Raw genomic sequence first — 12313 nt, 5'->3', positions numbered from 1 at the left:
TCTCGCCGTCAGGAGGGGAATCCGACAGCAACCCCAGCGTTGATGCGCCGACTCCAAGGTGGATCGATTACCACCCCTAAGTGGGCGAACCTCGATCAGCGGGCGTTTCCGCCGATGCTGAAATGCGCGCCGGTCGGGTCGATCAGCCCGGCGAGGCGACCGTAGGGGGTGTCCATGGGTTCGAAGGCGATGGTGCCGCCGAGGGTCACCGCTTGTTCGGCGGACTTGTCGACGTCGTCGGCGCCGAAATAGACCGTCCACGAGCCGGGTACGCCCTCGGCGAGATGGCCCGCCGCGTCCATGATGCCGCCGCCCATGGGTGGTGCGGCGTGGATGGTGGTGTAGCGGAAATCCGCGGTGTCGGCGATCGTCAGGGTGTCGCGCCAGTCGAAGACCTCGCGGTAGAAGACCAGGGACTCGTCGTAGGCGCGGGTCATCAGCTCGAACCAGGACGGGACGCCGACGTGGTCGGTCCAGGTGCCGTCGGCGACCATGCCGACCGCCTCGAAGCCGGCGAAGGTGTCGGCCTGCCAGACGCCGACCCCGATGCCGCCCACATCGGCGAGCACCGCCATCGCTCCGAGATCGGCGACCGCCATCGGCTCGACGATCACAGTGCCGCCCGCCCGGCTCGCCTCGGCCGTCGTCGCGAGGGCATCGGGGGAGTTCAGATAGACGGTCCAGCGGTCGGGATACGGGTCGCCGGGATCGTCGTGACGGCCCATCGCGCCCGCCACCGCCCGACCGTCCTTGCGCAAGGTGGTGTAGCCGCCGAATTCCTCGCCGCCGCGTTCGGCGGTCCAGCCGAACAGTTCGCCGTAGAAGGCGATCGCGCGGTCGAGATCGGTGGTGTAGAGATCGACCCAGGTGGGATCGCCGGGTTTCGGGTGCATCGACATGACTTCTCCTCGGCTGAAGGGGTAGCGCGATAGAGACGCTGACACGTTCGTGCGTCGCATCGATCATGACGCGCCGACCGTCGAAAAGTCATCGCCGACAACCGTTGCACCCACGCGACCTGCGGAGGAAGATCGGGATCGCGAACTACGGCGCGCCGAATACGACACAGAGTAGGACCCGCGCGGAATGCTGCGGCAGCACGGTTTACGATTCACTCCAACGCATGTCTGCTGCTGTTCGTTCCCGAGACGCGGCTGGCCTGCGAGTGACGTACAGGCATCTTCAGGAGGATCAGTGACTGCGGTAGAGCCCAGGCCAGTCCCTCAGTTGGAAGCGACTCGACCGTATCCGGCACGGACCGGTCCGAAGGGCTCGTTCCTCTACAAGGCGGTCACCACCACCGACCCCAAGGTGCTCGGCACCATGTACTTGGTGACGGCGATCAGCTTCTTCCTGGTCGGTGGACTCATGGCGCTGCTCATGCGCGCCGAGTTGGCCCGACCGGGTCTGCAGTTCCTCTCGCCGGAACAGTTCAACCAGCTGTTCACCATGCACGGCACGATCATGCTGCTGTTCTACGCGACGGCGATCGTGTTCGGCTTCGCCAACATCATCCTGCCGCTGCAGATCGGCGCCCCCGACGTCGCCTTCCCGCGACTGAACGCGTTCAGCTACTGGCTGTACCTGTTCGGCGGCACCATGGCGACCGCGGGCTTCGTGACCCCCGGCGGCGCGGCGGACTTCGGCTGGACGGCGTACGTGCCGCTCACCGACATCCTGCACTCGCCCGGTGTCGGCACCGACCTGTGGATCCTGGGTCTGGCCGTGTCCGGTCTGGGCACCATCCTCGGTGGCGTCAACATGCTCACCACCGTGGTCTGCCTGCGCGCACCCGGTATGACCATGTTCCGCATGCCGATCTTCACCTGGAACATCGCGGTCACCTCGGTACTGGTGCTGCTCGCGTTCCCGCTGCTCACCGCGGCGCTGTTCGGTCTGGCCTACGACCGCCACCTGGGTGGTCACATCTACGACCCGGCAACCGGCGGCATCCTGCTCTACCAGCACCTGTTCTGGTTCTTCGGCCACCCCGAGGTCTACATCATCGCGCTGCCGTTCTTCGGCATCGTGTCGGAGATCTTCCCGGTGTTCAGCCGTAAGCCGATCTTCGGTTACACCACACTGGTCTACGCGACGCTGGGTATCGCGGCGCTGTCGATCGCGGTGTGGGCGCACCACATGTACGCCACCGGCGCGGTGCTGCTGCCGTACTTCTCCTTCATGACCTTCCTCATCGCGGTTCCGACCGGTGTGAAGTTCTTCAACTGGATCGGCACCATGTGGAAGGGGCAGTTGACCTTCGAGACACCGATGCTGTGGTCGATCGGCTTCCTGGTGACCTTCCTCTTCGGTGGTCTGTCGGGTGTCATCCTGGCCTCGCCGCCGCTGGACTTCCACGTCACCGACTCGTACTTCGTCGTCGCGCACTTCCACTACGTGCTCTTCGGCACCATCGTGTTCGCCACCTTCGCGGGTATCTACTTCTGGTTCCCGAAGATCACCGGCCGCATGATGGACGAGCGTCTGGGCAAGTGGCACTTCTGGACCACCTTCGTCGGCTTCCACACCACCTTCCTGGTGCAGCACTGGCTGGGTGCCGAGGGCATGCCGCGTCGCTACGCCGACTACCTGCCGTCGGACGGTTTCACCACGCTGAACACGATCTCCACGATCGGTGCGTTCATCCTCGGCTCGTCGATGCTGCCGTTCATCTGGAACGTCTTCAAGAGCTACCGCTACGGCGAGGTCGTCACGGTCGACGACCCGTGGGGCTACGGCAACTCCCTCGAGTGGGCCACCACCTGCCCGCCGCCGCGCCACAACTTCTACGAGCTGCCGCGCATCCGCTCGGAGCGCCCGGCATTCGAGCTGCACTACCCGCACATGGTCGAGCGCATGAAGGCCGAGGCGCACGTCGGCTGGGGCTCGGGTAAGCACAGCACGCACGTGTCCGAAGACGCGCTCGCGAAGAAGTAAGACACCACCGAACGACAGGGTGTGCACCTGCTGAAGAACCAGCAGGTGCACACTCTTTTTGTGGGTAATCGAACGGAGCAGATCGACTTGGCCGACACCACAGTTCTCGTGACCGTCACCGGCCCCGACCGACCAGGCGTCACCTCGGTGCTGCTGGCGGCGCTGTCGCGGCACCAGGTGAGCCTGCTGGACGTGGAACAGGTCGTCATCAGGGGCAGGCTCACCCTGGGTGTGCTGGTGTCGTGCCCCAACGACGCGGAGGCGTTGCAGGACGACCTCGAAGAGGCGATGAACACCGTCGGCATGCAGGTCGACGTGTCCGTGGACGCGCAGATCGGCAAGCCGCCGATGTCCACGCACGCCGTCGTGGTGCTCGGCGCCCCGGTCACCGCGAAGGCGTTCAGCGCGATCTCGCGGGAACTGGCCACCGGTGGCGCCAATATCGACTCCATCCGAGGCATCGCCGACTACCCGGTGACCGGCATGGAACTGATGGTCACCGCGACCGACACCAGCGACGAAGGCGACGCGCGGCTGCGCACCGCACTGGCCGAGGTGGCCGTCGCCGAACAGGTCGACATCGCGGTGGAACGGGCCGGGCTGGCACGCCGTGCCAAGCGCCTCATCGTGTTCGATGTGGACTCCACGCTGATCACGGGCGAGGTGATCGAGATGCTGGCCGCGCACGCCGGCGTCGAGGACCAGGTCCGCGAGGTCACCGAGGCGGCCATGCGCGGCGAACTCGACTTCGCCGAATCGCTGCGTCAGCGCGTGGCCACCCTCGAAGGTCTCGACGAGTCGGTGATCGAGGAGGTCGCCGACCGGATCGAGCTCACTCCGGGCGCACGCACCACGATTCGCACCCTGCGCAGGCTCGGGTTCCGCTGCGGTGTGGTCTCGGGTGGGTTCCGGCAGGTGATCGAGCCGCTCGCACACGAGCTGGAACTCGATTTCGTGCAGGCCAACACCCTGGAGATCATCGACGGCAAACTCACCGGACGGGTCGTCGGCGAGATCGTCGACCGGGCGTTCAAGGCGACCGCGCTGCGCAAGTTCGCGGCCGAGGCGGGGGTGCCGATGGAGCAGACCGTCGCGGTCGGCGACGGCGCCAACGACATCGACATGCTCAACGCGGCCGGTCTCGGTGTGGCGTTCAACGCCAAGCCCGCACTGCGCGAGGTGGCCGACACGGCACTGTCGCATCCCTACCTGGACGCGGTGCTGTTCATCCTCGGCGTCACCCGCGACGAGGTGGAAGCGGCCGACGCGCGCGACGGTGGCGTGCGACGGGTTCCGCTGCTCGGCCGGTAGGGCCATCCTGATCGCCGACGGCGGCGCCGGGTGCGAAGACCGACGAACACTCCGCGACCGCGCTATTAGGCTGGCGGGCGGACTGGTGTCGATCGAACGGGTGTTGTGGCATGGGTAGTGGGCTGGAAACCGAGGAGCAGGCCGAGGCGACGGTCCGCGACGAGGCGGCCGAATTCGCCGCTCGGCATGCGGAATTGGCGCAGGGTTACGGCGGCAACGGTGACCCCGACGACCCGGCGATGGTCCAGGCGATGCAGATGGTGCTGCACATACCCAAGATCGATCCGCCTGCCCGCAGCGCACTGCTGGAGGCCGCGGCAGCCGCGGCGGTGGCGGTGTGCCTCGACCCGCGTTCGGGGCCCGGCGGGGAGTGGGAGCCTCGGTATCTCGCGTGGAAGCGGTCACGGATCAGGAAGGTGGCCCGGCGGGCGCGTGGTGCGCAGTGGGTGGCCGCGGGTGACGTCGACGGAATGACTGTCGATGTCGATGGCGCGCAGGCTCGTGCGTTCGTCCCCGGCCCGGTGGGGGAGATCGATCAGCGCATCCGCAAACTCCAGATCGGCGGTACCGATCTAGAGCACGACGAGCCGGGGCCCGCGGATCCGGCGTTGCCGGTGCTGTGGGTGAACACGGTATTGGCGATGTCGGTGGGCAAGGCGGCCGCACAGGTCGGGCATGCGAGCATGTTGCTGGCGGGTGCGCTGCCCGTGGACGCGGCGGCCGCGTGGGCAGCCCGCGAGTTCCGGTGCGCTGTGCGCGACGCCGACGAAGCGCGGTGGGCGAGCTTGGTGGCCGAGGTGGCCGCGGGTCGTGCGGTGGCTGTGCGCGATGCCGGTTTCACCGAGGTGGCGCCCGGCTCGATGACGGTGATCGCGGTGCCCGCGCACGGTTGATCTCCTCGACACAAGCATCCGAATTCGACGGTTCGGTTGAGGTTTTCGTGAGGCGCCGCGGTCGCTGTGTGTAGCGCCCCTGCCCAGGGGGTACTCAGCGGTTCGGTGTTTCGCGAACGAATGTGATCGACCGTGAGCGATCATCGATAGGGATGCTCTCGACTACTGGCGACGGATCGAGATATGTCGTATGGCTATGGAATAGTGGCCGTGTTGGCTGCTCGCAACGAAACTCGGGGGAAGGAGTGATCGCTGGTGACCAGGTTCGAGATCCCCGAGGGGTGGACGGTTCAGGCCTATCGATTCGCGCTCGACCCCACGCCACAACAAATTTCGATGTTCGGTTCGCATTGCGGTGCATCCCGATTCGCGTTCAACCACATGCTTGCCCTGGTCAAAGCGGTGTTGGATCAGCGTGCCGCCGAACGCAGCTACGGGATCACTGACACCGATCTGACCCCGTCGCTCGGTTGGTCACTGCCGAAGCTTCGCAAAATCTGGAACCAGCGCAAATATGAGCACGCACCGTGGTGGGCGGAGAACTCGAAAGAGGCTTACAATAGCGGGCTCGACGCGCTAGCGCGTGGCCTGGACAACTGGGCGAGCTCCAGTTCCGGTGTGCGGGTGGGAAAACCGGTCGGATTCCCGAGATTCAAAACCGCGGTCCGATCCCGGCGATCGGTCCGGTTCACCACCGGCCCGATCCGCGTCGAACCCGACCGCCACCACGTTGTCTTGCCGCGGGTCGGGCGGCTCAAAACGCACGAATCCACCCGCAAACTCGCCCGTCGGATCGAGGCCGGATCCGCACGGATCTTGTCAGCCACCCTCGCTCAGGACTCGAGACGCCGATGGCACGTATCGTTCCAAACCCTTGTCGCGGCCAAAACCCGTCCAGCACATGCCCGTCGATCGCCACATCCAGTAGTCGGCGTCGACGTCGGGGTCAAAGCTGATGCGCTGCTGGTGATCGCGACCGCTGAAGGTTGTGAGGTCGCGCGTGTTCCGGCGCCTAAATCTTTGAGTGCCGCACAAGCCCGGTTGCGGGTGTTACAACGAAAGGCGGCACGTCAGCAGGGTCCGTATGACCGGGTCACGAAAAGCCGACGCCGTCCGTCGAAGCGGTGGCAGGACACCACGGCACGGATTGCCCGTATCCACGGACGGTCTGGGGCGGTCCGTCGGGACGTTCTCCATAAGGCAACCACTGTGCTTGCCCAGCAATACCAGGTGATCACGGTGGAAAAACTGAACGCGGCAGGGATGCGATCTGCCGGTGGTGCTCGAAAGAAGGGGTTGAACCGGGCGCTTGCTGACGCGGCCCTCGCCCAGATCCGGCAGCAGTTGGCGTATAAAACTCGCTGGTACGGATCGGTTCTGGTGGAAGCTGATCGGTGGTTTCCGAGTTCGAAGACGTGTTCGGGGTGTGGTGGGCGAAAGCCAAACCTGACCCTCGCCGACCGCGTTTATGAGTGTGGGTTCTGTGGTTTATTGATCGATCGTGATCGAAATGCCGCGATCAACCTCGCCCGACTCGGCGAGACCCATTACATGTTGGGTGAACAGAGTTGTGCCGGCAGTGGGTCGGTGCCAGGACGTGGAGCCATCCAGAAGACCGAGCCTGCGCGAGCGGACGAGGCAGGAGGCTGCGAAGCGTCTACCCCGCACCGGCTGCGGCTGGGGCAGGCGGGGACCGCTTCACCGCAAGGTGAGGCTGCCTGATGGAGCGCATGCAGCTTTTCGCAGCGAACGGCAACGGTATCCGTAACCGACAGCCGAACACATCGAGGCACACGGAGGTTCCGCGATGACGACGACGATTGTGGTGATCCTGCTCGTCTGGATCGTGCTGTCGGTGCCTGTCTCTTTTGTCGCCGCGCGGATGTTGCGTAGCGAGGTTCGCAACGCGCGGGACCCGTCGACGACCAGGACCGACGAATCTCGTACGGGCCGGTCGCTGCGCTGAGAGCCCGCGTGGGCCAAGATGGAGCGCGTGTCGCAACCCGATCCCGATCTGCTCATCGACTTCTCCGACGTGACCATCCGTCGCTCGGGCCGAACTCTGGTCGGCCCTGTCTCATGGCAAGTAGAGCTCGACGAACGCTGGGTGGTGCTCGGCCCGAACGGCGCGGGCAAGACCTCGCTGCTGAGAATGGCTGCCGCCGAACTCCATCCGACCTCCGGTGACGCGAATCTGCTGGGGGAGACGCTCGGTCGCGTCGACGTCAGCGAATTGCGCCCGCGCATCGGACTGTCCTCGGCGGCGGTGGCCAGCCGGATCCCGGTGGACGAGAAGGTCAGCGACCTGGTGGTCTCGGCCGGCTACGCGGTGCTCGGCCGCTGGCGCGAACGCTACGAGGACATCGACACCGAACGCGCCGTCGACATGCTGGAAACCCTCGGCGCCGAACATCTTTCCGACCGCACCTACGGCACCCTGTCCGAAGGCGAACGCAAGCGGGTGCTGATCGCGCGCGCCCTGATGACCGATCCGGAACTGCTGCTGCTCGACGAACCGGCCGCGGGCCTCGACCTGGGTGGTCGTGAGGAACTCGTCGAACGTCTCGGCGATCTCGCCGCCGACCCCGACGCGCCCGCGATGGTGCTGGTGACCCATCACGTCGAGGAGATCCCGCCCGGCTTCACCCATGCGCTGCTCCTCAAGGAGGGCGAGGTGGTCGGCCAAGGGCTCCTCGGCGACGTGCTCACCGCCGAGAATTTGAGCAATGCCTTCAGCCAGTCGATCGCCCTGGACCGGGTCGACGGGCGCTGGTTCGCGCGGCGGGCTCGTCGTTCAGGCGGGCATCGGCGCCGGAACTGACCGTTCGCGCGGTGTGCGCCGATTCCGGCTGTCCGAGCTGGCAGGGGTCGGTCAGTCGGGGATCTCGACGCACCGTCGACCAAGCGGGCGTTAGGGTGCTGAAAAGGTTGCCCGCACTCGAAGTAGGCAGCCGGGACCGGTCGGTAGGCCGGTGCGGTGTTGGTCGCCGGGCCGTCGGTTCGGTGGTGGAGAGGAACGGTATGAGTGAGTCCGGGGTCCCCGCGCGGGACGCGTCGACCGTGATGCTGGTGCGTGACGGCGAGGCGGGTATCGAGGTGTTCCTGCAGCGCCGGGTCAAGGCGATGGCGTTCGCGGCAGGGGTGACGGTGTTTCCCGGCGGCGGCGTCGACGCTGCCGACGGCACGGCCGACATCTCCTGGACGGGCCCCGAACCTGCCTGGTGGGCCGAGCGTTTCGCCACCGACGAACAGACCGCGCAGGCCCTCGTCGCCGCTGCCGTGCGGGAAACCTTCGAGGAATGCGGAGTGCTGCTCGCCGGGCCGACCGCGGATTCTGTCGTCGACGACTCGGCGCGCTACCGCGAAGCGCGGGGCAAGCTCGAGCGCCGCGAATTATCGCTCGCCGATTTCCTCGCGGCCGAGGGCTTGGTGTTGCGCGCCGACCTACTGCGCCCGTGGTCGAACTGGATCACGCCCGAGGCCGAACCCCGCCGCTACGACACCCGCTTCTTCGTCGCGGTGCTCCCCGAGGGGCAGATCGCCGACGGCGCCACCTCCGAGGCCGCCCAGGTGACCTGGCGGACCCCGCAAGACGCGCTGGCGAGCTGGCGAGCAGGTGAACACGTGCTGATGCCACCGACGTGGTCGCAGCTCGACGCGCTGTGCGAGTTCGCCGACACCGCGGCCGTGCTGGCCGCCGACCGTGTCGTCGAGCCGATCATGCCGAAGTACTCGCCGGGAGCGGGCGGTCGACCGCTGTCGAACTTCCCTGACATCGAACGGTATTTCGACGAGCTGCCGGAGTTGGGTGCACTCGGCGGCCGGTAGGTTGAGGCGCATGGCCGAATTCGTGACCCTCGAGCTGCCCGCCGAGCCGACCACCCGTGGCGTCGCGCTGCTGCGCGTCGATCGTCCGCCGCTGAACCTCGTCGACGCCCAGCTGGCCCGCGAGGTGGCGGCCGCGGCGGCCACGGTGGCCCAGCATCCCGGGGTCTGCGCCCTGATCGTCTACGGCGACGAGCGGGTGTTCAGCGCGGGTGACGAGATGTCGGAGCTGGCCGAACTCGACGCCGGCCAGGCCGCCGCCATGGCCGCCGATCTACAGGCCGCGCTCGGCTGCCTCACCCGGGTTCCGCAGCCGACGGTCGCCGCGATCACCGGCTACTGCCTCGGCGCCGGTCTCGAACTCGCACTCGGCGCCGACCACCGGATCGTCGGTGACAACGTGAAACTCGGTCTGCCGCAGATCAAAGCTGGCCTGATCCCGCTCTCGGGCATCCGTCGGCTCTCGCTGCTGATCGGTGCGAGCCGGGCCAAGGACCTCGTCTACACCGGTCGTTTCGTCGACGCCGAAGAGGCCGCGAAGCTCGGCCTGGTCGACGAGGTCGTCGCGCCCGACGATGTCCTCACCGCCGCCCGCGCGTGGGCCGCTCAGTTCGTCACCGCCGCGCCCCGCGCCCTCGCCGCGGCCAAGGCGGTTTTCGAGTCCGGCCCGCACGGTCACTCCACTGCCGTCACCGAATGGTCGGCGCTCTTCGACACCGACGACGCCCGCACCGGCACTCGCACCTTCGCGGCCGAGGGGCCCAACGCCGCCACCTTCACGGGCCGCTAGCAACCGGTTCGGAACCCTTGTTAACTTCGCGCATACCGATCGTGCGACAACCTGGGCAACTCTCAGCGACTCCGCGGCGGTGGGGTGCGAAGCGTCCGTTCGGACCGGGGTCGGCTCGCGCTCGCGGGCGCGCGACGGTCGGTCCCGCGCGGTGGAAAGGCCCGTCGCTTGTCCCAGCAGCAGCGTGCCCGGGCGCACATATTAGGCTGGCCTGCATGACGGTCCATCCCGACGACCCGGCGCCGAACCCCCACGCCACCGAGGCCCAGGTCGAAGCAGCGCGCAAAGACACCAAACTCGCCCAGGTCCTGTACCACGACTGGGAAGCGGAGACCTACGACGACAAGTGGTCGATCTCCTATGACGAACGCTGTATCGCGTATGCGCGCGGCCGGTTCGACCTCGCCGTCGGCCCGGCTCCGCTGCCGTACGAGCGCGCGCTCGAGCTGGGCTGTGGCACCGGATTCTTCCTGCTCAACCTGATGCAGGGTGGCATCGCCAAGTCCGGTTCGGTCACCGACCTCTCGCCCGGCATGGTGAAGGTCGCGCTGCGCAACGCCGAGCACCTCGGCCTGGATGTCGACGGTCGCGTCGCCGACGCCGAGACCATCCCGTACGACGACGACACCTTCGATCTGGTCTGCGGCCACGCCGTGCTGCACCACATCCCCGACGTGGAGCTGGCGCTCAAGGAGTGCCTGCGCGTGCTCAAGCCGGGCGGGCGCTTCGTGTTCGCCGGTGAGCCGACCACCATCGGCAACATCTACGCTCGCCGCCTCGGCCAGGCCACCTGGAAGGTGACCACCGAGATCACCAAACTGCCGTTCCTGGCCGGCTGGCGTCGTCCGCAGACCGAGCTGGACGAGTCCTCCCGCGCGGCCGCGCTCGAGGCCGTCGTCGACCTGCACACCTTCGACCCGAGCGATCTCGAGAAGATGGCCAAGTCCGCGGGTGCCGTCGATGTGAAGGCCACCACCGAGGAACTCGCCGCCGCCCTGTGGGGCTGGCCGGTGCGCACCTTCGAGGCCGCCGTCCCCGACGAGAAGCTGACCATGCCGTACCGCCTGGCGCAGTACCGCGCGTGGCTGGGTCTGAGCTGGCTGGACGAGAACGTGCTGCGCAAGGTCGTGCCGCGTGAGTTCTTCTACAACGCGATGATCACCGGCGTGAAGCCGGGCGCGGCGAAGAAGTAGGTGGGCTACCGCTTCGGCCGCGACGATGTCGCCTACCTCGGCAGCGCGGCAGGCCGTGCCGCGCTCGCCGAGGTCGACCGGCTGGAGCTGATCCCCGCGACGCACCTGCGCGATATCGAGCAGGTGCGTCGTTCGCACGGTGATCGTGCCGCCGCGCTGATCGAGACCGTGCGATTGCGTCGCAAGGCCGTGGTGAAGCTGCCTGATGCCGCCGAGTGGTTGTTCACCGACGACGCGCTGCAGCAGGCGACGCCCACGCTCGTCGCCCGACATCGGGCGGCCCGTTTGGCCGGTCGCGCGGTGCACGACGTGACCTGTTCGATCGGGGCGGAGTTGGCCGAGCTGGCCGCGAGGTGTCCGGCCGTGATCGGCAGCGATCTCGACGATGTGCGGCTCGCCATGGCCGCCCACAACCTCGAGGTCTCGCCGCCATCGGTGGCAGACCCCGGCACCATTGCCTCGAGTCCGAGCGACCGCGCGGAGCGGGCCGGCTCAGCCCACGATCGTGCGGACGACCTCCGCCGCGGCGTGCCGGGTGAACAGTCGAACGTCGCGATCGGGACGCGAAACATTGTGCTGGCCATGGCAGATGCGCTCACGCCGATCACTCGCGACACCGTGATCATCGCGGATCCGGCGCGCAGAGCCGACGGCCGCCGCACCTACGACCCAGCGAAACTCCAGCCCCCACTTCCGGATCTGCTGGCCGCGTACACGGGCCGCGACATCGCCGTGAAATCCGCCCCCGGCCTGGATTTCGACCGCCTCGGCTGGGACGGCGAAGTGGAGATCGTCTCCCTCGACGGCGCTGTGCGCGAAGCCTGCCTGTGGTCACCCGGCCTCACCGAGCCCGGCGTCACTCGCCGCGCCACCGTCCTGGACTCCCGCGGCGGCACAACAACTCTCACCGACGCCGCCCCCGACGACATCCCCGACCGAGCCCCCGGTGACTGGATCATCGACCCCGACGGCGCCGTCGTCCGCGCGGGCCTGGTCCGCCACTACGCCGCGAAACACGACCTCTGGCAACTCGACCCCCACATCGCCTACCTCACCGGCGACACGGTCCCCCCGGGCATGCGCGGCTTCCGCGTCGAAGACCGCTTCGAACTCCGCGAGAAAACCCTCCGCCAGGAACTCTCCCGGCGCGACTGCGGCTCCCTGGAAATCCTCATTCGCGGCGTCGATATCGACCCCGACGCCCTCCGCAAGAAACTCAAACAACGAGGCTCCACCCCGTACACCCTGGTGATCACCCGAATCGGTCGAGCCGGCGTCGTCTTCCTCTGCCGAGCCGTCGCAGCCACCCACTGACGGACCAGGGAGACGGCTGCCGTGGCACTGACCGCATGCGGTTCGCCTCA

Annotated in this window: 11 protein-coding genes; 10 read left to right on the top strand and 1 reads right to left on the bottom strand. The window is 67.4% G+C overall.

The window, feature by feature from the left end; genetic code table 11:
- Nucleotides 1-95: 95 nt before the first annotated feature.
- Complete coding sequence (locus tag ACFXKN_RS10980) at nt 96-899, bottom strand: VOC family protein (RefSeq protein WP_379432911.1); 804 nt, start codon at nt 897-899, stop codon at nt 96-98.
- Between the two features lie 295 nt (nt 900-1194).
- On the opposite strand from ACFXKN_RS10980, the gene ctaD reads away from it, so the two are divergent.
- The 10 genes from ctaD (at nt 1195) to ACFXKN_RS10930 (ending at nt 12263) form a co-directional block, all read left to right on the top strand.
- Nucleotides 1195-2937, top strand: a complete 1743-nt coding sequence (ctaD, locus tag ACFXKN_RS10975) for a cytochrome c oxidase subunit I (protein ID WP_378953317.1) — start codon at nt 1195-1197, stop codon at nt 2935-2937.
- An 81-nt stretch (nt 2938-3018) separates the two neighbouring features.
- Nucleotides 3019-4248 carry a phosphoserine phosphatase SerB gene (serB, locus tag ACFXKN_RS10970; protein WP_378953558.1) on the top strand — a complete coding sequence of 410 codons (1230 nt, stop codon included), beginning with the start codon at nt 3019-3021 and terminating at the stop codon, nt 4246-4248.
- Nucleotides 4249-4358: 110 nt separating this feature from the next.
- Complete coding sequence (locus ACFXKN_RS10965; RefSeq protein WP_378953319.1) at nt 4359-5141, top strand: peptidyl-tRNA hydrolase; 783 nt, start codon at nt 4359-4361, stop codon at nt 5139-5141.
- Nucleotides 5142-5396: 255 nt separating this feature from the next.
- Nucleotides 5397-6863: an IS607 family element RNA-guided endonuclease TnpB gene (gene tnpB / locus ACFXKN_RS10960; protein WP_378953321.1), complete on the top strand. Its 1467-nt coding sequence runs from the start codon at nt 5397-5399 to the stop codon at nt 6861-6863.
- An 85-nt stretch (nt 6864-6948) separates the two neighbouring features.
- Nucleotides 6949-7107: a hypothetical protein gene (locus ACFXKN_RS10955; protein WP_378953323.1), complete on the top strand. Its 159-nt coding sequence runs from the start codon at nt 6949-6951 to the stop codon at nt 7105-7107.
- 18 nt (nt 7108-7125) lie between these two features.
- Nucleotides 7126-7962, top strand: coding sequence for an ABC transporter ATP-binding protein (locus ACFXKN_RS10950; RefSeq protein WP_378912610.1), 837 nt, complete (start codon nt 7126-7128; stop codon nt 7960-7962).
- Nucleotides 7963-8162: 200 nt separating this feature from the next.
- A complete protein-coding gene (locus ACFXKN_RS10945) occupies nt 8163-8969 on the top strand; it encodes an NUDIX hydrolase (RefSeq protein ID WP_378953325.1) in 807 nt (268 codons plus the stop codon).
- A gap of 10 nt (nt 8970-8979) precedes the next feature.
- Entirely contained in the window at nt 8980-9756 is a 777-nt protein-coding gene (locus ACFXKN_RS10940; RefSeq protein ID WP_378953327.1) for an enoyl-CoA hydratase-related protein, read from the top strand.
- A 215-nt stretch (nt 9757-9971) separates the two neighbouring features.
- Nucleotides 9972-10949, top strand: a complete 978-nt coding sequence (locus ACFXKN_RS10935; protein ID WP_378953329.1) for a class I SAM-dependent methyltransferase — start codon at nt 9972-9974, stop codon at nt 10947-10949.
- Entirely contained in the window at nt 10950-12263 is a 1314-nt protein-coding gene (locus tag ACFXKN_RS10930) for a class I SAM-dependent methyltransferase (RefSeq protein ID WP_378953331.1), read from the top strand.
- Nucleotides 12264-12313 lie beyond the last annotated feature (50 nt).

Source organism: Nocardia sp. NPDC059195, from assembly GCF_042754695.1.
Classification (GTDB): Bacteria; Actinomycetota; Actinomycetes; order Mycobacteriales; family Mycobacteriaceae; genus Nocardia.
The sequence above is the reverse complement of the archived record's forward strand: the minus strand, read 5'-3'. Positions and strand labels throughout refer to the sequence as shown.